18 protein-coding genes are annotated in these 25807 nt (G+C 41.6%); 12 read left to right on the forward strand and 6 right to left on the reverse strand.

The features are described from left to right. Nucleotides 1-19: 19 nt before the first annotated feature. From M2273_RS10605 to M2273_RS10625, 5 genes are all read left to right on the forward strand, one after another. Nucleotides 20-622, forward strand: coding sequence for a TMEM175 family protein (locus M2273_RS10605; protein ID WP_429396519.1), 603 nt, complete (start codon nt 20-22; stop codon nt 620-622). 175 nt (nt 623-797) lie between these two features. Next, nucleotides 798-1409, forward strand: a complete 612-nt coding sequence (locus M2273_RS10610) for an RNA polymerase sigma factor (protein ID WP_429396522.1) — start codon at nt 798-800, stop codon at nt 1407-1409. 94 nt (nt 1410-1503) lie between these two features. After that, nucleotides 1504-2709, forward strand: a complete 1206-nt coding sequence (locus tag M2273_RS10615) for a FecR family protein (RefSeq protein ID WP_429396525.1) — start codon at nt 1504-1506, stop codon at nt 2707-2709. Between the two features lie 296 nt (nt 2710-3005). Further along, nucleotides 3006-6425, forward strand: a complete 3420-nt coding sequence (locus M2273_RS10620) for a TonB-dependent receptor (RefSeq protein ID WP_429396528.1) — start codon at nt 3006-3008, stop codon at nt 6423-6425. A 23-nt stretch (nt 6426-6448) separates the two neighbouring features. After that, nucleotides 6449-7978 (forward strand): RagB/SusD family nutrient uptake outer membrane protein, encoded by a 1530-nt coding sequence (locus M2273_RS10625; protein ID WP_429396531.1) that lies wholly within the window; start codon nt 6449-6451, stop codon nt 7976-7978. A gap of 52 nt (nt 7979-8030) precedes the next feature. On the opposite strand, the gene M2273_RS10630 is transcribed toward M2273_RS10625, so the two are convergent. Beyond that, nucleotides 8031-8645, reverse strand: coding sequence for a trimeric intracellular cation channel family protein (locus M2273_RS10630; protein WP_429396534.1), 615 nt, complete (start codon nt 8643-8645; stop codon nt 8031-8033). Between the two features lie 94 nt (nt 8646-8739). Beyond that, nucleotides 8740-9960, reverse strand: a complete 1221-nt coding sequence (locus M2273_RS10635) for a dicarboxylate/amino acid:cation symporter (protein WP_429396537.1) — start codon at nt 9958-9960, stop codon at nt 8740-8742. Between the two features lie 255 nt (nt 9961-10215). Here M2273_RS10635 and M2273_RS10640 point away from each other — a divergent pair, with 255 nt between their 5' ends. From M2273_RS10640 to M2273_RS10650, 3 genes are all read left to right on the forward strand, one after another. Next, complete coding sequence (locus M2273_RS10640; RefSeq protein ID WP_429396540.1) at nt 10216-12642, forward strand: TonB-dependent siderophore receptor; 2427 nt, start codon at nt 10216-10218, stop codon at nt 12640-12642. A 148-nt stretch (nt 12643-12790) separates the two neighbouring features. Continuing rightward, nucleotides 12791-13372 carry an HD domain-containing protein gene (locus M2273_RS10645; RefSeq protein ID WP_429396543.1) on the forward strand — a complete coding sequence of 194 codons (582 nt, stop codon included), beginning with the start codon at nt 12791-12793 and terminating at the stop codon, nt 13370-13372. An 11-nt stretch (nt 13373-13383) separates the two neighbouring features. Next, nucleotides 13384-14262, forward strand: coding sequence for a YitT family protein (locus M2273_RS10650; protein ID WP_429396546.1), 879 nt, complete (start codon nt 13384-13386; stop codon nt 14260-14262). 117 nt (nt 14263-14379) lie between these two features. Here the strand turns inward: M2273_RS10650 and M2273_RS10655 are convergent, their stop codons facing one another. The 4 genes from M2273_RS10655 to M2273_RS10670 form a co-directional block, all read right to left on the reverse strand. Further along, nucleotides 14380-15423, reverse strand: a complete 1044-nt coding sequence (locus tag M2273_RS10655; protein WP_429396548.1) for an adenylate/guanylate cyclase domain-containing protein — start codon at nt 15421-15423, stop codon at nt 14380-14382. After that, on the reverse strand, nt 15423-15800 hold the full coding sequence (locus M2273_RS10660; protein ID WP_429396551.1) for a response regulator: 378 nt from the start codon (nt 15798-15800) through the stop codon (nt 15423-15425). Before M2273_RS10660 ends, M2273_RS10655 begins: the two co-directional genes overlap by 1 nt. A gap of 121 nt (nt 15801-15921) precedes the next feature. Further along, the gene (locus tag M2273_RS10665) at nt 15922-17304 is read right to left on the reverse strand and encodes a sensor histidine kinase (protein ID WP_429396554.1); all 1383 of its coding nucleotides are present in this window, start codon (nt 17302-17304) and stop codon (nt 15922-15924) included. A gap of 99 nt (nt 17305-17403) precedes the next feature. After that, entirely contained in the window at nt 17404-18279 is an 876-nt protein-coding gene (locus tag M2273_RS10670) for a helix-turn-helix domain-containing protein (protein ID WP_429396557.1), read from the reverse strand. A gap of 146 nt (nt 18280-18425) precedes the next feature. Here M2273_RS10670 and M2273_RS10675 point away from each other — a divergent pair, with 146 nt between their 5' ends. The 4 genes from M2273_RS10675 to M2273_RS10690 all read left to right on the forward strand — a co-directional run bounded on the left by M2273_RS10675 (nt 18426) and on the right by M2273_RS10690 (nt 25771). Next, a complete protein-coding gene (locus M2273_RS10675; RefSeq protein WP_429396560.1) occupies nt 18426-21668 on the forward strand; it encodes a DUF1553 domain-containing protein in 3243 nt (1080 codons plus the stop codon). 6 nt (nt 21669-21674) lie between these two features. Continuing rightward, a complete protein-coding gene (locus M2273_RS10680; protein ID WP_429396563.1) occupies nt 21675-23192 on the forward strand; it encodes a DUF1501 domain-containing protein in 1518 nt (505 codons plus the stop codon). 132 nt (nt 23193-23324) lie between these two features. After that, nucleotides 23325-24434, forward strand: coding sequence for a twin-arginine translocation signal domain-containing protein (locus M2273_RS10685; RefSeq protein ID WP_429396566.1), 1110 nt, complete (start codon nt 23325-23327; stop codon nt 24432-24434). Beyond that, entirely contained in the window at nt 24383-25771 is a 1389-nt protein-coding gene (locus M2273_RS10690) for a c-type cytochrome domain-containing protein (RefSeq protein ID WP_429396568.1), read from the forward strand. The genes M2273_RS10685 and M2273_RS10690 overlap by 52 nt, the downstream gene beginning before the upstream one ends. Nucleotides 25772-25807 lie beyond the last annotated feature (36 nt).

Genomic DNA, 25807 nt, shown 5'->3' on the forward strand with positions numbered 1-25807 from the left:
TAAACCTCAATTTTAAAATATGGCTTTTGGCAAAGGTAGGATAGAGGCTTTTAGTGATGGGGTTATTGCCATTATCATTACCATTATGGTTTTGGAAATGAAAGTGCCTCATGGTGATAGTATTGAATCGCTAAAACCGCTCATCCCTGTTTTTATGAGTTATGTTTTAAGCTTTATTTACGTAGGTATATATTGGAATAACCACCACCATATGATGCAGGTGGTGAAGTCGGTAAACGGAATTATTTTATGGGCCAACCTTCACCTGCTTTTTTGGTTGTCGCTCATACCTTTTGTAACCGGCTGGATGGGCGAAAACCATTTTACCAAATGGCCCGTGGCGTGTTATGGGTTTGTGCTTGCCATGAATGGCGCTGCCTATACTATTCTGGGGAAGGCACTGATACGGCATCATGGCGAAAATTCGCTTATAGCAGCAGCATTGGGTAATGATTTGAAAGCTAAAATTTCGGTAGCTGTTTACGCGGTTGCCATTGGTGTTGCGTGGATAAATTCTATCGCGAGTTTTGTTTTGTATGTAGTTGTGGCTGCTGTTTGGTTTATTCCCGATAAAAGAATTGAAAATAAATTAAAGCATGATACCCCTGAAAACAATGAATAGCTGTTGATTTAACATAGCTGATTTACAATTAAAATTGTTGCCTCAAAAAGAGCCTGTTGCAAAAAAGAGTAAACTTTATCACAATAATACTGTTATTGCACTTGTTTTAATCCTGTAAAAAACTCGTTGCACATTTTGTAAAGTTTTCATTATTGCATTATTATACACTTAATCTATGTTTGAGATTGCCCAATTAAATGAGAGAGAACTACTGATACAGGTAGCCTCGGGCAATGAATATGCCTTTCGTAAATTGTTTATGGTACATCACCAACTATTAGGTGTACATATGTTACGTATAACAAACTCTGTTGAATTGGCCGAGGAGATAGTACAGGATGTATTTTTGAAAATATGGCTTACCCGCGAAACATTGGTGGGGGTTGATAATTTTAAGGCCTATCTTTTTGTGATATCCAAAAACCATGCTTTAAATTGCTTGAAAAAATTGGCAAAAGAACGTTTGCTGATTAAAACAATGGAAAATAACGGTTTTGAAGCCCTTGTGCCCGAAACTATAGATACAGATACCGATATGTACTATAATTTACTGGATGAGGCTATTGACCAGTTACCACCACAACAGCAAAAGGTTTACCTGCTGAGCAGGCATGGCCGCCTTAAATATGCCGAAATAGCCGATCAATTGGAGTTATCGCGCGAAACCGTAAAAAAATATCTGCAAATAGCCACTACCTCTATAACAGAGTATGTGCATGAGCATCTGGAAGTTACTGCCCTACTTTTAGCAATGCTAAAAAGTTTTTTAATTTTTTTTAAAAAGTAATACCCCCTTTTTTGTACTTGTAGTTGTCATGTAAATAAGGTCACCCGGAACCGCATTTACCAATTATTTACTTTATGACTAACAATTACAAAATATGAGTGCATTGAATGCAAGGTTGACCTACCTTTTCAACGGCTATTATAATCAAACGGCTACGCATCAGGAGCGTGATGAATTATTTCAGTTTATTCACGCGTCTGCCAATGATGCTGAGCTAACTGCACTTATTCACCAGGCCTGGAATAACCTCGAAATCAATGAACCGCTTTTTGATCCCACAAAAAGCATGGATATGCTCAATAGTATTTTGCAAAATAAAGCACAGCAGGACGACGAATATAAAATACGACCTCCCGACAGCAATAAGCTATGGATAAAGTTGGGCGTAGCTGCCGCTTTGATGGTTTTTGTGGGGTTTGGTGCTTATGTTTTTTTAAATCAAAAAAAACAATCTAATGCAAAAGATATAGCCAAAATTAAGCCGGCACATGATGTTTTACCTGGGGGTAACAGAGCATTATTGACCCTTGCAAATGGTAAAACGATTTATCTTGACAATGCTCAAAACGGCGTTTTAGCAAAGGAGGGTAGCACCCAAATAAATAAAACACGTGATGGTCAGCTGGTATATGAGGACGGGGGCAATGGTTCAAATAACGGTGCTGCTGCCATGAATACCGTAACAACCCCCCGGGGCGGGCAATACCAGCTGGTGCTTGATGACGGCAGTAAGGTTTGGCTCAACTCAGCATCATCACTTAGTTTTCCTGCGGTATTTACAGGTAAAACAAGGGAGGTTGAAATTACCGGCGAAGCCTATTTTGAAGTAGCTAAAAATGCCGCTAAACCTTTCAGGGTAAAAGCTAACCATACCGTTGTTGAAGTTTTAGGCACCCATTTTAACATCATGGCTTATAATGATGAAACAGTAATGAAAACTACTTTGCTTGAAGGAGCGGTAAAAATAAGCAACATGCAAAATACCAGTATTTTAAAACCCGGCCAACGGGCGTCGCTTCATCAAAACGGGCAAATTAACGTGATTGATGATGCCGATGCAGACGATGCGATAGCATGGAAAGACGGTTTGTTTCAGTTTAGAGACGCCGATATTGAAGCGATAATGCGCCAGGTGGCCCGCTGGTATGATGTGGAGGTGAGCTACGAAGGCAAAGTACCGGAGCGGGAATTTACAGGTCGTATATCGCGAAATGTAAAGGCATCGGAATTACTGGGAATGCTTAAGTACGCAGGTGTTAATTATAAAATAGAAGACAAGCATATAACGATAATGCAATAATGGCTTTAAATGTCAGGAAATTACCAATACTAACAATAATAAATTAACCACAATCAATTGTTCACTTTAAACAAAGCTATGATGGAAGAAATACCAAAAATAAGTTAACCCGGCGGGACCCACTTGCCTTGATCTTACTGTCTTTTTATCATGTGATTTATACATGCAAGCAGTAAAATGCCGGGTATAAAAAAACCGGGAAGTGTTCGCTGCACTTTCCCGGCTAATGATCTGGGTCCCAAAAAAATACAATCGACGAATTGAAAGTTAATGTTTAACCCAAACTCTACAAACTTATGAATTTTAATTCTAAGGCCACGCCTTTGGTATGGCCCCAATTATCAAAAATAATACTGGCTATGAAGCTAACAGCTATTATTATAATTGCTGCCCTTACTAATGTAAGTGCAAAAAGTTATAGTCAAATAGTGACCCTACATCAAAAGAATACCACAGTTGAAAAAGTACTAAGATCAATTGAAAAACAAACCGGCTATCATTTCTTATATGATAAACAGGATGTATCAAAGGCAGGCGGAATAAATATTGAAGTGGCGGGTGTATCCCTTGAGGAAGCCCTTAACCAATGTTTTAAAGACCAGCCTTTAACGTACAAGATCTTTCAGGAAACAATAGTGGTTAAAAAGAAAGACGAGGGTGCACTTACTACTCCAATAGAAGCATTTAAGGTACAGGGTACCGTAAACGATGTTAAAGGACCACTGCCCGGTGTAAGTGTGAAAGTTAAAGGATCAGGAATTGGTACAGTTACCGATGTAAATGGCAAGTACACGCTGAATGCACCCGATGGTAATGGAACCCTGGTTTTTAGTTTTGTTGGATATACAACACAGGAAGTGCCTATTGCAAACAAAGCTCAGCTTGATGTTTTGTTGGCCGAATCGTCTAAAGCATTAAGTGAGGTTGTTGTGGTTGGTTACGGTACACAAAAACGTGTAGACTTAACCGGCTCGGTAGGTAGCGTTAATGCAAAACAATTACAGGACAGGCCGGCTATTAATGTGGAGCAGGAGCTTGCTGGTAAAATTGCGGGTGTTAACGTATCAACAAACTCAGGTGCACCGGGCGGCGAAACCAAGATCCGTATTCGTGGTTACAGCTCAATCAACGCGGCAACAGATCCGTTGTATGTAGTTGACGGTGTGGTATGGACAGCCGGTGGCGCAGCCCTTAACCCAAATGATATCGAAACCATCGACGTGTTGAAGGATGCGTCATCAACAGCCATTTACGGTACACGTGGTGCAAACGGTGTAATTTTGGTAACCACCAAGCGTGGTAAAAAAGGTGGTAGTGTAAGTTATGATGCTTATGTAAGCGTAAGTAACATGGCTAAAGAACTACCCGTGTTAAACTCAGAACAATATTTAAATGTAGAGGATATTTCTTATAACAACATCAAGAAATATGACCCTACCGGATGGGCCGCAGGCAAGTATACTGATGATAACCCGGTAAAGATACGCACCGCGTTAATTGGTAAACTGTTTGACTCTAATCTGAAACCATTATATGATGTTGACTGGCAAAAAGCAACCACTCGCTCGGCTGTGAGCCAAAATCATAACGTTACATTTACCGGTGGTACCGATAACCTTAACTACGGCTTATTTTTAAACTATGCCGATGACGAAGGTATTATATTAAACAGCTACCAAAAACGGTATAATGTACGTTTAACTATTGATCACCAGGTAAAACCATGGTTAAAAGTAGGCGCTACCATCAATTACAATAACTCAGAACAGCGTACTGCCGATGATGGTACCGGAGGTAACAACATTCCGCGTATGTTAATTGAAATGGTGCCATTTATACCTATCAGGTACCCTGATGGCAGTTACGGAAAAAGGACCGATTATCCAAACTTAGAAGGTGGCGATAACCCTGTTGCACAGGCTAATGAAATACACAACCTGTATCGTACACGTGTATTCAGTGGTAATGGTTACCTTAACCTTAACCTGGCCCCGGGGCTGGAGTTCCGCAGTACACTGGGTGTTACTACATCGGCCAATTACAATCCTCACTATCAAACCGGGTTAGTTGGCGGCGCTACTGTTGATCAAAGTAACAGTTCGGCATCAATAAATGAATATAATGATACTTTCTGGCAGTGGGAAAATCACTTTACCTATAACAAAGTATTTAACAAGATCCACTCATTAAACGTGGTTTTAGGTACCGAACGTCAGAATTTTAATGAGCTGAGCGTTGGCGCTTCAACCTCGGGTTTATCTGATGATTATTTTCAATATAATAACCTCGCTACTGGCGCTGTGCCCGGAATCCCGACATCAAATTATTATGCCTGGCAGATACAATCTTTCTTTGGTCGTATCAATTATGGCTTTAAAGACAAGTATCTGTTAACATTAACAGGTCGTGAGGATGGTTCGTCACGTTTTGGTACCGGTTCAAAATATGGTTTCTTTCCATCAGCTGCTTTGGCATGGCGTGTATCGCAGGAAGATTTCCTGAAGGATAATCAATCCATTTCCGATCTGAAGTTGAGGTTTAGCTATGGTTTAACAGGTAACTCAGAAATTGGCCAGTACAGATCACAGGCCAGTCTGATATCCGGAAGTACCGTAGTAGGCGGCACAGGTACAGTAATTAATACCGGCAGCCCCGGAAATAACAATTTGCAGTGGGAAAAAAATACTGAGTATAACTTTGGTGTTTCATTTGGTTTATTCAACAACAGGTTAACTGTTGACGCGGATGCCTATTACAAAAAAACAAAGGCTCTTTTGCTGAACGCACCATTACCTGAAACCAGCGGTTATAACAGTGTATATGAAAATATTGGTAGCCTTGAAAATAAAGGTATTGAGTTAACCTTAAACACGGTTAACGTAAAAACTGATAATTTTAGCTGGAATACCACCTTTAACATATCGTTCCTTAAAAATAAAATCCTGCGTTTAGGTGAAGCTAATGATGATATTTTCTTAGCGCCAACCTTCCTGTCACAATTCAATTTATTGCGCGTGGGTGAGCCTGCCAGTGTGTTTTATGGTTATAAAGTGTTAGGCACCTGGGGTACAGCCGAAGCTGCCGAAGCCGCTAAATATGGTAAATTACCTGGAGACTTAAAAATCCAGGATACCAATGGCGATGGTAAGGTTACTGTTGCTGATAAACAGATATTGGGTAAATCAACACCATCAGGTTACGGAACATTTACCAATACCTTCCGTTACAAAAACATTGATTTGGGTATTGAGCTGCAGTTTAACTACGGTAACCAGATCATGAACTTAACCAGGCACTCCGGTCAGGACCGTACAGGACAGGCTAATAGCTACGCTACTGTGTTAAACGCGTGGACACCTACTAACCAGAATACCAGTATAGCCGAAGACAGGCCCGCTTATGTTTATTACCAAACAGAAATTTACTCCACTAAGGTTGAGAGCGGTAGCTTTATTCGTGGCCGTAACGTAACCTTAGGTTATACCTTCCCAACTTCGGTAACAAATAAAATTAAATTGAGTCGTTTAAGGATTTACGCGCAAGCACAAAACTTGTTCCTGATAACCAAATATACTGGTTATGATCCTGAAACATCAACCTATAATGCAGGTATGAGCAATGGGGTACAAACCAATAGCAACTTTACTCAGGGTATTCAATTTTATGATTATCCAAAACCAAGAACCTTTTTGCTTGGTGTAAATGCAAGTTTTTAATTAAATACCTAAATAAGTATATTATGAAATTTAATTTAAAAAAATACAGGACCGGATTATTGGCCCTGATCGTTATAGCAAGCATAACAAGCTGCAAAAAATATCTTGATGAACCCAACAAGAGTAATTTTACCCAGGAAAATTATTTTACAACCGCAAGTCAGGCACGTTCATTTGTAAATGGTATTTATGGCAATTACCTTAATAACCAAAATTATGGTGATTACCTTTTTATGAATGGCGATGCCTACGGCGAAGCCCCGTTTATAACACTGGAACTTTTTGCCGGTCATGCTACTTCATTAGGGCAAAGTGTTAACAACAATAACGTTATATTTCAACGTACCGACCCAACCAATCCTGGTTTTGAAACCATGTGGAAAGGCTGCTACACAGCTATTGCAGAGTGTAATATTGCACTAACCCGGATACCTGCCATTAACATGCCCGATGCCACAAAAAAATCATTATTGGGCGAGGTGTACTTTTTAAGGGCATTCTTTTACTATCATTTGGTTAGGTTATACGGAGATGTTCCTTTGATTACCACACCGGTAGATTTAAGCAGTCCGCTTTTGTATCCTACACGTACACCTAAAGACCAGGTTTATACTCAGGTAGTAAATGATCTGCTTGCAGCTGAACAATCAGGCCTTCCGGCTACTAACGGTATGTTGGCATCAATGGGTGCTGTACATACATTATTGTCAAGTGTGTATTTAACTATGGCTGGTTATCCGCTGCAAAAAACAGAAAATTATCAAAAAGCCGCGGATGAGGCTAAACAGGTTTTACCGCTATACACCCTGTTTACTGATTATGCCTATCTGCATGATAATGCGCACAAAAATCAGGGCGAATTGATATTCCAGGCTCAGTATGACGTGAAGATTGCAACTAACTCTATAACACAGTTAACTGTTCCGTTTAACCTGCCTGTAGGTGCTTATGGCGATCACCTGGGTGCAATGATCCCGACCGATGCGTTTTTCAATAGCTACGAGGCTGGCGATAAGCGTACCGAGGAGAAGCAATTTTATTTCTCTAAATACCCGGCTTCAGACAATCCTGCCAATATTATCAACTTTGGCGAGCATTGCCTGTATAAGTATTTCCATGTGGAAAGTTCGGTATCTGGTACATCAAATAGCGGCAAATGCGATGAAAACTGGACCTTTTTACGTTTGCCTGAGGCTATGTTAACCTATGCCGAGGCTTCAAACGAGGTAAGCGGCCCTACAGCGGATGCTTATGCTGCTGTAAATCAGATCAGGACGCGCGCCAATCTGAAACCACTAAGCGGCCTTACTAAAGATCAGTTCCGCATAGCTATCTGGAAAGAACGTTATCATGAACTTGCTTTTGAGGATAAATCATATTTTGATATCCAGCGTACTCACCAGATCTATGATGTAAAAAATAATACATTTGGTCCGGCAACTTCAACTGCTAACGAGCAGGGAGTTACCATGAAGGAGCAATATTATCTATGGCCTGTTCCGCAACGCGAAATAGCTACAAATAGTAAACTAACCCAAAATGCAGGTTGGTAAATAAATAATAGTGTAAACAAAAAGACCAGCTGCATCAGCTGGCCTTTTTGTTTTAATGCCATTCCTCATGGTAAACAAATTTGGGCATTTGCCATTTGTAGCGGATAGACAGCAAACGCAGGGCAAGACCAATAGCACAGGCCAAAACAATAGCAATACCCGGGCTAATGCCTATATATTCAAAACCCAGGTAAGCCGCCCCGGTAACTATAGAGGCGCTGGCATATATCTCTTTATGAAACAGCAGCGGGATATCATTACACAACACATCGCGCAATACGCCACCGGCACAACCCGTTATCATGCCGCTTAATAAAACTATAGTGGTTGGCAGGTTTATCTGTTGCGCTATCTGGCAGCCAATAATGGTAAATACAACCAACCCCAAAGCATCGAGGTATAAAAACAGCTTTTTTAGTTTGGTCATTACAGATGCTATGAAAGCAGCCAGTATAGCAGCCCCCGCGGTGATCAGCAAATACTCAGGGTGTTCAACCCAGCTCATGGGGTAATGGTTAAACAAAATATTACGCACCGTACCACCACCCAAAGCGGTAACCCAGGCAATAATACAAACTCCCACCCAGTCCATATCCCGCCTGCCAGCTGATAAGGCGGCTGTCATGGCTTCGGCAATAATGGCTATGATATATAAAATATGCAGCATAATAATTTGAAAAGCAGGTATTGATATGCCTGTTTAACAAATATAATTATTTGAATGGTTTAAATACTCCAATTATAGTTAAGACACGGAAAGCTCATTCAGACGCCTTGATCCAGTTTTTGCCCTCGTAAAAGCGTGTCACCAGCATGGCCGCAACGGTATCGCCTGTGGCGTTTAAAAGGGTAGCCATGGGGTCAACCAGGGTACCTATGATCATGGCCGGGGGCAGGGCTTCGGGCGGGAAACCATAGGCCGAGATGAACAGCAGTTCGCCTATATAACCGCCATTGGGTATGCCGCCTTCAACCAGGCTCACCAAAACGGTCATGGCCAGGGCAATGGCAATGGTATCGGCGCTGTTAAAGCTTTTGCCAAACAGGGCAAACACTACCACCATTTTTACAATAGACGAGATACTGGAGCCATCCTTGTGCAGCGTACCCCCAAGCGGGATAGTAACATTGGCAATCATATCCGGGATGCCCATTTTTTTTGCGGCATCAAGGTTTGCAGGTATGGTGGCAATACTGCTGCATGTACCCACAGCAGTTGCCGATGGTATGATATTGTTTTTCCAGTATCTTTTTATACCGGTTACGCCGCCGGCTATAAAAGCATATAAGCTAAATATTACCACAAAATAAAATGCGCCCAACCCATAATATAACGCCATAGAACGGGCATATCCCCCAAACAATTGCGGACCGAACACACCTACCTGGTAAGCAAAATAAGCCCCCAAACCAATTGGCCCCAGCTTCATGATGAGGATGAATATATTTTTAAATACTTCGTTCCCGCTATGTAAAAAACGGGCGAAGGGAGCGCCTTTTTCCCCTGATCGTAAGGTGGCAAAACCTATTAATATCGAAAAAATGATGGCGGCAAGCATGCTTTTTCTCGAAAGCAGTTCGTAAAACTCGCCGGTAGTAAATAGCTGGGTAAGCTGGTCGCCAAATGGTTTTTTAACAATTGCCTCAGTTATGGGGCTGGCAACCAGGTGCTGGTGTATAGGAAATATCCATGCGGCTATTATAGTTAAAATGGCGGCAATAAGTACTGTTGATAAAAATACGATAGAAGTAACACCTAACAAACGGCCCAGTCTTTTAGAACTGTCGAGCCCGGCAATGGCTGATGATATGGCAAAGAAAACTAAAGGAACCACGGCAGTGAATAACAGGTTCAGGAAAATATCGCCTATGGGTTTTATCAGTGCTACCTTATCACCTAAAAACAGTCCGGCTATACTGCCTGCTATAATACCCATCATGAGCAATATAATGCCCTTATAGTTTTTAAACCAGCTATTCATGTGGCTAATATAGCTGTTTATACGGCAAATTTTCTTCAGCTTATAGCCACATTTAAGTTATACTAACGGATTTACGATGGCAAAATGTAATTACTTAAGCCAGTGTTTTAAGGCGTTAACCGACCTTACTCAATAAATGGATATTTTATTTGTAATTAATCTAAATAAAAATAACTTTGCGCCGTTTAGACCAGTACAGGTTTAAACATACGTAGCAGATAACATTGATCCTAATTCAACTCAATCCCCAACACAATGACGCGTTTTATACAAATAAAATTACCCACCGTTCTTTTTAAAAACATTAATGCAAAACTCTTTTTATCAAAACTGCCGAATGCGCTGTTCATAGTTTATTTTTTAGCGCTGGTTTTAAATGTTGATACCGCGTTGGCGCAAAAATCAGCTTCAGGTACGGTTAAAGGAACTATAAGAACATCTGATGGCGTAGCCGCCGAATATGTGAACGTACTTATTAAAGAAACTAACCAGGTTGCCATCACTAATAAAAACGGCAACTTTACCCTAAGAAATGTAAAACCCGGAAATTATACTATGCTGGCAAGCTTTGTTGGCCTTAATACACAAAGTCAGCAAGTAACAGTTACCGAAGATAACATAACAGTTGCCGATTTTACGCTCACAGAAAATAAACAAAGGCTGAATGAGATCCATATAAATGGGCGCAAATCAAATAAGTTTTTACGGAAAGAAACAGATGATATTGCCAAACTTCCGCTTAAAAACCTGGAGAATCCGCAGGTATACAGTGTGGTAACCAACGAATTAATGAAGGAACAGGTAGTAACCAATTATGTAGATGCCTTTAAAAATATACCAGGTGCCGGTGTTCCGCTTATTTATAACAACGGCCGTACATCTTTATTATCAAGAGGGTTTACAACCGAGAATTTAGTTAGAAATGGAATTTCGGGGTTTGACTATAACAGCGTTGATCCTGCAAATATCGAAAAGGTAGAGGCTATAAAAGGCCCATCGGGAACACTCTTTAACAGCAGTATGGTGTCTTTTGGCGGAGTGTTTAACCGGGTAACAAAAAAGCCGCTTGATACCGCTAAAACCGAAATTGGTTATCAGAGTGGCGGGTTTGATCTTAACCGTATCACTGCCGATGTTAATACCCCGTTAAATAAAGATAAAACGGCTTTGTTTCGCATCAATACAGCCCTGCATAGCGAACACAGCTTTCAGGATGAAGGTTTTACCCGCAGTATTTTTGTAGCTCCCAGCTTTACCTACCAGGTAAATGACAGGTTATCTGTTCAGTTAGATGCTGAAATAAGTACCTACAATGCTACATCAGCTTACCGCCTGGCACCTTATGCCAAAGGCAAGGTATTCAATATAAAAGATCTGGCTATTGACTATAACAGGTCATTTGCAGGTAACAGCGTTGACTATACCAGTAAGCAGTTTGATGTTTTTGGACAAGTTAATTATAAAATATCAGACCATTGGAAATCACAAACCGCATTTGCCAGAACATATTCAAACACCAAAGGTATGGTTACGCAATTAACCATTGTAAGCGATACCGGTATAAGGCAATCACTTCAAAAGCAGGATTTTCCATATTATGGAACCAACATTCAGCAAAACTTTATTGGCGATTTTAAATTGGGCAGCATACGTAACCGCCTGGTTGTTGGTTTGGAGTATTACAACCAAAAAAGTAACCGCGATTTTACCACTGTAAATATGCCTGTGCTTAATTACACCAAACCGGGTGCTGCCTATGATAATTTTAACGCCGATAAGGTATCGGCTTTAGCTGCAAGCTCACCTTATACTTATACACAAACCAACTTAAGCTCATACGCGGTATATGCTTCGGATGTGATTAATTTTACTGATCAGCTGAGCGCTATGCTAAGTTTACGTGCCGACAGGTTTGATAATAAGGGCTCGTATACCCCCAGCACCAATACCAGAACAGGTAACTATAAGCAAACAGCGCTTGCACCAAAATTTGGATTGGTTTACCAGGTTGTAGAAAATCAGGTATCGCTGTTTGGTAATTATATGAATGGTTTTAGTAATGTATCAGGCACAGATTTTAATAACAATACCTTTAAACCACAATATGCTAATCAATGGGAAACAGGGGTGAAGTTTGACCTGTGGGATCATAAGATCAGTTCAACCGTTAGTTATTATGACATCTCTGTAACTAACACAACCCGGCAGGATCCTGATCATCCGGCATTTAATATTCAGGATGGTACTCAATTAAGTAAAGGCGTTGAAGCAGAAGTAATAGCTAACCCTTTTACAGGCTTTAACATTATAGCGGGTTATGCTTATAATAATAGTAAATATACCAAAGCCGATGCCTCTGTGCAGGGTTTGCGCCCGGCTGCCGCCGGACCAGATAAGCTGGCCAACCTGTGGGTAAGCTACCGGATTCCTGAAGGTAAAGTTCAAGGGTTAGGATTTGGCGTGGGCGGAAATTACGGAAGCGCGTCTTACCAAACCAATACAACCACTTTTAAATTTGTGATACCATCATATACCGTGATTGATGCCACTGCCTTTTATGACCAGCCATCATACCGTATAGGTGTAAAATTGGACAACCTGACCAATGAAAAGTACTGGTCGTTCCGTTTAGCTCCGCAAAATCCAACACGCTGCACATTGAGTTTAAATCTGAAGTTTTAAGCCCCCAATAAGCAATTGGCCTGCTAACTTCCCGTGTTATATATACGCGGGCGGTTAGCAGGCTTTTTTTATTTCTTAAATCTGGATTCCCGCGATTATTATACCTTGCAGAACAATTTGATATATTAGCGGTCAATTATAATAGCAGATGCAGATTCAACAAGCCAGGGAATTTATACTGGATAAATTAAACAAGGAACTTCCTGAACACTTTTACTATCACAACGCCAACCATGCCATAGATGTATATACTACGGCAAGGCTAATTGCAGAAAGCGAAGGGATAAATGGGCATGAAACACAACTACTACTTACAGCGGCCCTGTTTCATGATTCGGGCTTTTTATATGGTGGAAAAATAGATCATGAATTACGATCATGTGAAATTGCCCGCTTATATTTGCCTGACTTTGGATATTCATCGGCAGATATTGAGCAGATATGTGATATTATTATGGCTACTAAATTGCCGCAAAGTCCGCATGATCACTTAGGCGAAATTATTTGTGATGCTGATTTGGATTATTTGGGACGGAATGATTTTTTTGTACTCAGTAAAAAGCTATTTTCGGAACTTGTAATAACCAATGGTTTAAAAACAGAACAGGAGTGGGATGAACAGCAGATCGCTTTCTTTGAAAATCATCATTACTTTACCAAAACAGCCATTGAATTGCGCGGAACTGCAAAACAGCAACATTTAAAAGAGATCATAAAAAAAACATTTTAAAAGTATAATTCATGACAAAAGCGGAGCACAGTTTACCCGAAATAATAAAGGATGTAGTAACTGTAATAGCCGGGATATTATTTTGCGGTTTTGCACTCAGGGGTTTCTTGGTGCCTAACAAGTTTTTTGATGGTGGTGTTACCGGTATCTCCCTGCTCATCCATGAGCTGTACCATATTAATATTGCTTTTGTTATCATCGCAGCCAATATTCCCTTTGTAATTTTAGGCGCTTACCAGGTTAACCGCGTGTTTGCCTTAAAAACCTTTGTGTGTGTTATAGCACTCGGCATTTGCCTGCTGTATGTGCCATACCCGATTATCACATCCGACAAATTATTGGTTTCTATATTCGGCGGGGTGTTTATGGGGCTGGGAGTTGGGCTTTCCATCCGTGGCGGATGCGCGCTTGATGGTATCGAGATCCTGGCGCTTTATACCTTAAAACGCAGTAGTTTTACCATCAGCGAGATCATTTTAGGTATCAATATCATCATTTTCTTAATAGCGGCCTTTGAACTTGGGCTGCCTACAGCGCTGTACTCTATTTTAACTTATTATACCGCCTCACGCACCATCAGCTTTGTAATTGATGGTTTGGAGGAGTATACCGCTGTAAACATAATATCAGGTAAAAGCGAGATCATCAAGGAAAAACTGGTGATGGAGCTTGGCCGCGGGATTACTGTGTACAAAGGCGAGCGTGGTTTTCTGAAAGAAAGCTTTGATGTAAGTCAACCCGTTGATATTATATTTACGGTGATAACCCGCCTTGAAGTGCGCAGGCTAAAAAATCTTGTCCATAATATCGACCCCAAAGCATTTGTATTTACCAACAGCATAAAAGAAGCGGCAGGCGGTGTGCTTAAAAAACGGGTAAGGGAGCATTGAGTTTTATTTTTAGTATCAAGTAGTTAGTATCACGTATCAAGACAGCTTCTAAAAGTGTTACTTGCGCCCCGAAATAAGTCTTGATACCTGATACTAACTACTTGATACTCTCTCTCTCTAAGAAACCACCTCATATATCTCCACCGGTTTGGCTTTGTTCTTTAGGCTTACTTCGCCAATTTTATTAAAGGCAAATGATTCCTTTGCTTTTTCATAAACCTCCTGGGTAACAATGATCTGACTGGCTTGCGCAACTGATTGCAGGCGCTGCGCCAGATTAACCGCATCACCTATTACGGTATAATCCAAACGTCTTAAAGTGGCCGAACCGATATTGCCCGAGATCATTTCGCCGGAGTTGATACCTATAGACACCTCCGGTTTAAATGTTTTTTCGCCATAAACTATCGCTTCGGCAGCGTGCATTTTTTCTTTTACCGCCAGCGCCGCGTCAATAGCGCGGTCAAGGTGATACTCTCCCCTGAAAACCGCCATCACGGCATCGCCCATAAATTTATCAATATGTCCGTTTTGGGCTATGATCTCCTGCACCATCATATCAAAAAGCCTATTGATTAAACCAACAACAGTATTGGCCGGGATATGCTCTGATATAGCTGTAAAGCCGCATATGTCAACAAACAGCACAGTAGCGTCAATAGTTTCGTTAGAGAGCAGGCTGGTTTCAAACTCCTGATGGGTCATAAAGTTTAAAACGTTTTCATCAACATACATGCGCAATATGTTGTTCTCCTTGATGGCCTGTAAAGTTTTCTTAAGCTCTATAACGTGTAAAAGCGTTTTTTCGATAGTAAGGTCAAGGTCATCGAAATTAACAGGCTTGCATACAAAATCAAATGCGCCCCGGTTCATGGCCATGCGAATGTTATCCATATCGCCATAGGCCGATACCATGACTGCCTTTAATATCGGGTTAGCTTCGGGTAGTTTGGTAAGCAGGGTAAGCCCATCCATTTCGGGCATGTTGATGTCACTTAAAACCACATCAATATCAGGCTCCTCGGCAAGCTTTTTTAATGCTTCAAAACCATTTTGGGCAAATACAAAATCAAATACTTTTTCACGTATCTTTTTCCTGAACTTTTGTTTAATCAGCAATTCCAGATCCGATTCATCATCAACCACCAGTATCTTGGCCATTATTGTTCTATATGTTTTAGTTTTTCTTTTAAATTATGAAAATCAAGCGGCTTGGTTAAAAAATCATTTGCGCCCAGTTCCATTGATTGCTTATAATTTTCAGCGTCGCCATAAGCGGTAATCATCATTACAACCGGTGGTGGTTTTTCATAAGTGCTCCTGATGTTTTTAAGCAGCTCCAGTCCGCTCATGCCGGGCATATTTATATCCGATAAAATAAGTATCACTTCCGAATGGTTTTTTTCCAGGTACGTCATCGCTTCTTCGCCCGATAATGCAAAGGTAAATGCCATTTCACCGTTTTTTATCTCTTTTCTGAAGCGTTGTGTAAACAAAGGCTGTACATCTTCCTCATCGTCAACAACAAGTATTTTCATTTAATATAATTTGTTTTTTTAAGGTGATGAAGCTATTATGAGTTTGTATTCATTTTATAACTCATCATGGTTTCATATTTTTAATATAACTTCAAAGTTAAGTTTTGTATTCGTTTTTCTATTAATTACCGGTAGTAGGGATGGTAATAATAAACCTTGCATATTCGCCCTCGGCGGTTTCTACTTTCAACTCACCATTATGAGCTTTGGTAATAATATCATAGCTCATGGATAAACCTAAACCAGTTCCCTGCCCGGTAGGCTTGGTGGTAAAAAATGGCTGGTAAATTTTGTCAAGTACCTTTTGCGGAATGCCCATTCCGTTGTCGCTTACTGTAATTTCAACAGCATTGCTGCCCGATGCAAGCTTTACCAGTTTGGTAGTTACGCTTACTGTTGGCTCATAACTGTCGCCAAGTAGTTTTTTCTTTTCGGCAACAGAGTAAAATGAGTTATTATATAAATTCAGCAATACCCTGCCCAGGTCTTGCGCCATCGCATCAATATCACCAATGTTTGCATCAAAGCTGGTTTTCATGCCCGCATTAAATGATTTGTCTTTGGCCCGCAATCCGTGGTAACTTAAACGTAAATATTCATCGGCAAGGGCATTAACATCTGTAGGCTCTTTTTTACTGGTGGTAGCCCTGGAGTGCTGCAACATCCCTTTTACAATGGCATCGGCACGTTTACCATGCTGGTTTATTTTAGCCAGGTTCTGGGTAATATCATTCATTATCTCATCGGCCTCTTCCTTGCTGTCATCAGGCAGATCTTTGAATACGCCATGTTTTAGTTCATCCAACAATTCAATACTTACCTCGCTAAAGTTGTTTACAAAGTTTAACGGATTTTGAATTTCGTGCGCTATGCCCGCGGTAAGCTCACCCAGCGAGGCCATTTTTTCCTGTTGTACCAACTGGGCTTGTGTGCTTTTGAGTTCGGCCAGGGCCTGCTGCAGTTCTTCTTTCTGGTGGGTAAGTTCGGCAGTGCGTTGTCTAACTTCGCTCTCCAGGTTAACCTTCATGGCAGCCATCATGCGGTTTTGCTCTTCTTCATCGCGCCGCTTTTTACGTTCCAATTCAAGGGCTTTGCTTTGCCTGCGATTAATAAACCACATAGCGCAAAACCACAAAATACCAAACGCTTTGGCACTTTCAAAAAACTCGTTATAATCGTTATAAAAATTAAGGAAAAGTTTTTCAATTAAGACGGACACAAGCGATATAGCAACGTATGGGAGTACCGATGTTACCAGCGGGCGGTTGGTTTTAAATTCGTCAAAAGTAAAGGGTACGGCTAATAAAAGGAATGTAAAAAGATGGCTGAGTAGGGCAAACAGCAAATTGTCCTTGGATACAAACATCAGGCACAAAAAAGCTATGGATGCCCAAAATGCATATTGTACATACTGGTTCCATTGACTATTATTTATATCCTGTGTTTTTAAGGTTCTGCGGTATTGGGTAACCAAAAAAAACGCGATAAAAGGTTCTAAAGTCATAAAAAGTAATTAACACCAGGTTATGGGTGTTCAAGTTAAAAGTTAACAATTTAAAACTAATATTTTAATTGTAATAATTTCATTTTATTAAATACCTCATTATATCACCAGGCTATGTTTTTTGTAAGCACTGGGCGTTTGCCCGGTTATATTTTTAAATATCCGCGAAAAGTACGACAGGTTCTCAAAACCTGTTTCGGCAGCTATTTCATAAAAGGGCATATCGGTAGTAGTTAATAATAATTGGGCACGTTCAATCCTTTTTGATTGTACGTAGGTTAACGGGCGTTCGCCGGTGTTTTCATAAAATAGCCTCGAAAAATAATCAGGATTGTGATTTGCCCGCTTCGCCAAATCGGCTACGGTAATCGTTGTCTGTAAATTGGTTTGTATATAATTTATGGCATCAGATACTTTGGAGTGTATAATGCTGTTATCCTTCATTAAAAAAAGTTCGGGAATCAAAAACCTCGAGAGTAGTTGCAATAATATCCCGTTTGTTTCTACATAGGCAGAAACGTGCATAAATTGGTTCAATTCGCCAAAGTTTTTTAGTATCGGTCGTTTTTCATATACGTTGGGGTTATATGAAATTTGCAGGCCCCTGTTTGGGTTTAAATGTAATATCCGCTTAAAGCAGGCAATATCATCCTCAGTAGCTTTTATTTTAAATATTTTCCGGTTCGATGAAAAAAGGGAGGAACCATCTGCCGACTCTTCTGAAAAGGATATGTAATACTGGCTTAAATAACTATCGCAATAATAATTACAGGTTGTAAAACTGGGTACTAAGTATAAATAACCCTCTTCCAGTCTGAATACTTCTGTAGTGTTATATAACTTCCCCTCGCCGCCATCAATAAAATAAATGCGATAAAAAGTACTGGTTACGTTCTTGTAGTTCCAGTTTTTGTTCAATTTAACATGATCGGTGTTCAGTAAGCCGAATGTAGATCTTAAAATACTCCTGTTCATAATAATATGGCATTTGCAATTTAGATAAAATAGGGATATATTTTGATAGAAAGTCGGGTTTGTGAAAACTTAAGTTGTGTTTGTGAAATTTTTACTCACATGCTCCCCGTAGATTTATAAATTATAAACCGGATAAATTTTACTTCATGCGAAGGCTTCTTTTTATACTGCTTGGCGCCCTGGTGGTGCTCATAACTGGTATATATTTTTATTCATCATCTGTTGATCTGCCACCCGATGTAAAGGAGGCATATAATGCTTTGCCCAATTCGCTGGATTATAATATAGATGTAAAGCCTATTCTTTCGGATAAATGCTTTGCATGTCATGGTCCCGATAAAGCAAAGCAAAAGGCCGGTTTACGATTGGATATAGCCAAATTTGCTTATGCCGACCTGCCCGAAGATAAAGGCAAAGTAGCCATTGATCCCGGAAACCTGGAAGGAAGTGAGTTTTTTCACCGGATCCTTTCTTCTGATCCTAAATATATGATGCCTTCGCCCGAATCACATCATACCCTAACTGCTACAGAAAAAGCTATTCTGATCAAATGGATCAAGGATGGTGCAAAATATAAGCCGCACTGGGCTTTTGTGAAACCTGTAAAACCAGATGTGCCCGAGGTGGATAATAAAGACTGGACTGCCAATAATCCGATAGACAATTTTGTACTCGCCAAGCTGGAGCAAAAAAAGCTGCAGCCATCTAAACAGGCCGATAAGGAATTATTGCTGCGCCGGGTTTCGTTAGATTTAACTGGTTTGCCGCCAACACTAAAAGAAATTGATGATTTTTTAAAGGATAATTCGCCCAACGCCTATGAGAAACAGGTTGACCGCCTGCTTAATTCAGCTCATTATGGCGAAAAAATGGCTGTTGACTGGCTGGACGTGGCCCGCTATGCCGATTCGCACGGCTATACGGTTGACAGGTTGAGGGACATGTCGCCATACCGCGATTGGGTGATCAAGGCGTTTAATACCAATTTTTCTTACGATAAATTTATCCAATGGCAACTGGCCGGCGATCTGATGCCGCACCCAACCCGCGATATGATCATCGCTACTGCTTTTAACCGCAACCATCAGCAAAATATGGAAGGTGGTATAGTGGAAGAAGAGTTTCAGACCGAATATGTGATTGACCGCACCAATACTTTTGGTACAGCTGTACTGGGCATGTCAGTTGGTTGTGCCAAATGCCACGATCATAAGTTTGACCCTATTTCACAAAAGAACTACTACCAGCTATTCAGCTTTTTTAATAATGTAAAGGAGGCAGGTCAAATATCATGGGATGATGCCCTGCCGACACCTACACTGATGCTGCCCACCAAGCAAAAGGAAAAAATACTGCAGTTTATAAACAACAATATAACACAGGAGCAGCACAACATCGCCCTTACCCAAAGTAAGGCTGTGGCAGGTTTTGAAAACTGGTTAAATGCCGGGGGCTACAAAAAACTGGCTGCCGATAAAATACCTGCTAATGGCTTACAGGCCTATTACACTTTTGATAAGGGCAGTTTGGCCAGTAACGTAAGTGGTAAAGATGTTGGTGCCATGAAGCGCGAAACCGGATTACCGGGCGACGGACCGGTATTTGAAAATAGGGGCAGTGGTAAAGCCATAGTACTCAATGGCGATGCCTGGATCGATCTGAACAGAGTAGGCATATTCCGTAAATCGGAGCCTTTTAGCGTTGGTATTTGGGTAAACATCCCCAAACAACTTACCGAAGGTGTTATTTTTCATAAAAGCAGCGCCGAGCGTTTGTATAATTTCAGGGGCTATCACCTGTATCTTAAAAATAACAAGCTCGAATTGAACATGGCCCACACCGGGCCGTCAAACGCTATTACCAAAGTTAGTATTGATGATGTTCCGCGGGATAAATGGATCCAGCTTACAGCAACTTATGATGGGTCATCAAAAGCGACGGGTTTCAAATTGTATATGAATGGGGCCGAAATGAAGATGGAAACCACCATGGATCAGCTCACTAAAGATATCCTATTCATTGGCGGTGGCGCACAGCCCGGTCTGCAAATTGGCGGCTGGTGGCGCGGGCGTGGTTTTAAGGATGGCAAAGCTGATGATATTGCCGTTTACAACCGAGCCTTAACACCTTTTGAAGTTAAAACCCTGGCACAAAAAGCAAACTGGGCAGCCATTGCCGGTAAAGACAAAGCTGCCTTATCTGTTGAGGAAGTTAATACGTTAAAAGGCTATTACTTAGCCGCCGTTGACCCGGATATGAAGGCAGAAGAACAAAAATTAAAGGCCCTGCGCACCACATTATCTGATTCAACCGAAAATATTGATGAGTTGATGGTGATGCAGGAAATGCCTAAGCCTAAAAAATCATTTCTGCTTAAAAGAGGCAATTACGATATGCCCGGCGAGCAGGTTTTCCCCAACACGCCCGAAGCCATATTGCAATATCCTAAAAATCTGCCTAAAAACAGATATGGACTGGCGCAATGGGTAACCAACCCCAACAACCCACTGGCAGCAAGAGTAGCTGTGAACCGCTTTTGGCAAAACTTTTTTGGAGTAGGATTAGTGAAAACCGCCGAGGACTTTGGTAACCAGGGCGAAATGCCAAGTCACCCGGAATTGTTGGATTGGCTGGCAGTAAAATTCCTGGAATCGGGCTGGGATGTTAAGGCATTGAATAAACTGATCGTGATGTCGGCAACCTATCGTCAGGATTCCCGCGCCAGTAAAGAGGCCTTTGAAAAAGATGCAGAAAATCGTTTTCTTTCACACGGTCCCTCATATCGTATGACGGCCGAAATGATACGGGATAATGCCTTATTTGCCAGTGGGCTGTTAAATACTCAGATAGGCGGAAAAAGTGTTAAACCCTATCAGCCGGAAGGGCTTTGGGAAATAAACAATACTACTTACACACCTGATACAGGCAAGGCGGTTTATCGCCGCAGTTTATATGTGGTGATCAAAAGATCGGTGCCTAACCCAACGCTGTCAACATTTGATGCACCTTCTCGAAGTTATTGCATTATGCGCAGGCAGCCAACTAATACGCCATTGCAGGCATTGGTAACACTTAATGACCCCACATTTGTGGAGGCATCCAAAGTAATGGGCGAGCAGATAAGTCGATCAAATGATAGCCGTATGGCTATAAAGAATACCTACCGTAAACTCACCGGTCGTACGCCATTACCCAAAGAGGTCGACCTGTTGCTTACACTGCAACAAATAGAACTTAAAAAATTCAAACAACATCCTGAAAAAGAAAACGGCTGGCTCAACACCGGTCAATATAAAGTGGATAAAAAAATGGATAGCGCCCTGATAGCCGCCAATACGGTTATTGCCAGCACTATATTAAATTCTGATGCATCATTAACAAAAAGATAGAACGGCATGTCGAATTTTCATCATGATGAAGAGTTCAGGTTGCATACACCTGAATTTAGCGCACTCAATAAAAAGCTTGACCGGCGCGATTTTTTAACCAAAACCTCGCTTGGTCTGGGTGCATTGGCCGTAGGGTCACTGTTTGGTAATAATCTTTTCGGTAGTTCGCCAAAAGCTGCCGCGAGTGCGGCACAAGGCGACCTGGAGGCTGATATTCTTAGGGCTTTACCGCACTTTGCCCCAAAAGCCAAAAGGGTTGTGTACCTGTTTCAAAGCGGCGGGCCATCACAGTTTGAGCTGTTTGATTATAAACCCAAGCTAACCTCTATGCTGGGCCAAAACCTGCCCGATTCGGTGCGCAAGGGGCAAAGGCTTACCGGGATGAGCGCCAACCAAAGCGTGTTGCCCATGGTGCCGTCTTACTATAAATTTAACCAGCATGGCGAAAGCCAAACCTGGATGAGCGAACTAATGCCGCATACCGCGCAGGTGGTTGATGATCTTTGTATCATCAAATCCATGCATTCAGAGGCTATTAACCATGACCCGGCTATTACATTTTTCCAGACGGGTAACCAGCTTCCCGGCAGGCCATCCATAGGTTCGTGGATCAGCTACGGTTTAGGATCTGACAATAATAACCTGCCCACCTTTATTGTACTGGTTTCAAAAAACGGGCAAAAAGACCAACCGCTGTATGCCAGGTTATGGGGTAACGGCTTCCTGCCATCCAAACATCAGGGGGTACAGTTCAGGGCCGGTAAAGATCCTGTGCTGTATTTGAATAACCCCGATGGTTATGATGGTAAGGACAGGAAAGAGATGCTGGAATACTTGTCGAAATTAAACCAGCTGCAGAACCAAGCCTATGGCGATCCTGAAGTAGAAGCAAGGATCTCGCAGTATGAAATGGCCTACAGGATGCAAACATCGGTACCCGAAGTAATGAGTACTGCCGATGAACCTAACGAGGTGTTTGAAATGTACGGGCCTGATAGTCGCGATTCAGGCACTTATGCTGCCAATTGCTTACTGGCCCGTAAACTGCTTGAAAAAGACGTGAAGTTTGTACAGCTATATCATCAGGGCTGGGATCAGCATACTAATTTACCATCGGCCATTGCCACCCAATGCAAAGCTACTGACCAGGCTACGGCTGCTCTTATTAAAGATTTGAAAAGGAGGGGACTGCTGGAAGATACATTGGTTATTTGGGGCGGCGAGTTTGGCCGTACCGTGTATTCGCAGGGAAAACTTACCGCGAATGATTACGGGCGCGATCATCATCCCCGCTGTTTTACCATGTGGATGGCGGGTGCGGGAGTAAAGCCCGGCATATCATATGGCGAAACCGACGATTTTAGTTATAACATTACCAAAGACCCGGTACATGTGCATGATTTTCAGGCCACGCTGATGCACCTGATGGGGATTGACCATGAAAGGCTTACCTATAAATTTCAGGGCAGACGCTTCAGACTCACCGATGTGGAGGGAAAAGTCGTAAGAAATATATTAACTTAGGTAGGAGAGGCAAGCTATGAGAGTCAGGAATCAAGACGCCATGCAATTAAAATATATTTATTTTTCTTATCTCTTGATTCTTAACTCCTGATTCTTTTTCTTTATGTACAAACAATTGAACAATTAAAAACCATGGAGAATTCGAGAAGAAATTTTTTAAAAAACTCTGCAATCGCATCAGCCTTAGTGGCTACCACACCTGTAAACAGTTTTGCAATATTACATAAGGATATGAAGCCAGATGATCAAACTATAGGCCACGGCAGCTTTACCTACAAAGCCGACAAGAGCTGGGCAAAAATCAGCGTAAATAACACACCGTTGGCCAACTGCCACGAAATGGTACAGGACAGTAAAGGCCGCCTCATTATGCTGGGCGACCATACGCACAATAACGTCCTGATCTTTGATAAATCGGGCAAGTTGCTCGATTACTGGGGTACAGCTTTACCGGGTGGGCACGGTTTAAGCATTAGCAAAGAGGGGGGCGAAGACTTTTTACTGCTTACCGATTGCGGCTGGGCTCTGGACAGAACGGGTAATAGCTTTGGCCAGTCGGGCCAGGTATTAAAAACTACGTTGGATGGCAAATTGATATTTGCCATCGGTCACCCGCGCACTATTGGTGTTTACAAGGATGATGAACCATTTAAACCAACCGAAACCGCGGTAGCCCCTAACGGAGATATTTATGTGGCTGATGGTTATGGCTCTGATTATATTATCCAATACGATAGCAAAGGGCAATATATTCGTCATTTTGGCGGGCACCATAATACCAATAAAGATCATAATTTGGTTAACGCGCATGGCGTAACCGTTGACACCCGCGATAAAAATAACCCTACGCTGATCTGTACTTCGCGCGAGGAAAATTGCTTCAAGGTATTTACGCTGGATGGTAAATTTATTAAGCGTATTGATATGCCGGGCATGTACGTATGCCGTGCGGTAATTAACGAACAAAACATTTACGCAGGTGTATGCTGGTCAAAGGATGCGGCCGGGAAACGCTTTGATTATTCGGGTTTTGTAACCGTGCTTGATGCCAATAACAAGGTAGTGTCAAATCCGGGTGGTGCCGCACCTGTTTATAAAAATGGTGTTTTACAACAAACATTACAGGCTGTTAACCCAGTTTTTCAACACGGTCATGATGTTTGTGTTGATGAGGATAAAAATGTGTACGTATGCCAGTGGAATGCTTACCATACGGCCCCGGTAAAGTTAACGCGTGTATGATATTAGGGAATATAACTGAATTTTCGGGCCACCTGCACCCGCTTATTGTCCATTTACCAATAGGGTTTATTTTGCTGGCTGCTGTTTTTAATATTTTATCTTATTTAAAAAAGTATGAAAATTTAAAGCCCGCCGTATCTATAACCCTTTTGATAGGCTTTATATCGGCGGTTTTGGCCTGCATTTTTGGTTATATCCTTTCCTTATCCGGCGATTATGATCCGGTTACTTTAAGCCATCACAAATTTTCGGGGATCGTACTTGCCGCTATTTCTGGTTTCTTGTATTTTATCTCCACAGATAAGGTAAACAGGGAGGTGCGGATCCCCGGTAAATTATTTTCTGTATTGCTTGTAGGCTTAATTGTACTGATGAGTTACAGCGGGCATCAAGGTGCAAGCCTTACCCATGGGAGCGATTATCTCACCATGCGCACGCTGATGCAGGAAGTGCGCGACAAGCCCGCAAGTGTTCAAAGTGCCATGATCTATGAGGATGTGGTAGGGCCTATTCTTCAGAAAAAGTGTTCACAATGTCATCAGGGCGGAAAGCAAAAAGGGCGTTTTTCGGTCGAAAGCCTGCAGACTTTGTTAAAGGGTGGCAAAACAGGGCCCGCCATAGTACCCGGCAAGCTTAATGAAAGTGAATTGTACAAACGGATCACTCTTGACCCGGAGCATAAAGATTTTATGCCTGCCGACGGTAAGCCGCCGCTAACCAAAACCGAAGTCCAGATCATCAAATGGTGGATAGGGCAGGCCAACGCTGTTGAGGGCAAAACCATAGCACAGCTTAAAAATACAGATGCTATTAAACCTAAAATCGGGGCATATTTAGGCTTTAATAAAGATGCCGCAGATGAAGGCGAGGGTGACGAAAAGGGCTTTATACTGGCCATTAACCCGGATATCCCGGTTCAGGCTGATACCATGCTGATTACCCATTTACGCGCAAAAGGATTAATGGTAAGGATGATGCTGAAAAAACCACTTATGCTTGATATTACGCTACCAGCCAATTCAGGAATAAAAATAGCCGACATTAAAGGCAACCTAATGCCGCTGGCTAAAAACATCATCTGGCTTAATTTATCCGGCAATAACTTTACAGATAATGACCTTGCTATACTGCGGTCATTTACCAACCTGGAGAAACTGCGGATTGAGAAAAATCCGGTGACCGATGGGGTGAGCAATGATCTTATTGCCTTAAAACACCTGGAAGCTGTTAACTTAAACGAGACCAAAATTACCGACCTAACTGTAGTTAATTTGAAAAAGAACCCCGGCATTAAAAGGATATATACCTGGGGTACGGCGGTTAAGCAGGCCAACTAATTCATCTGCTATTGTAAAAATTTAGTGCATATAATG

It is taken from the genome of Mucilaginibacter lappiensis (genome assembly GCF_050433765.1).
In the GTDB taxonomy this organism is placed as follows: Bacteria; Bacteroidota; Bacteroidia; order Sphingobacteriales; family Sphingobacteriaceae; genus Mucilaginibacter; species Mucilaginibacter lappiensis_A.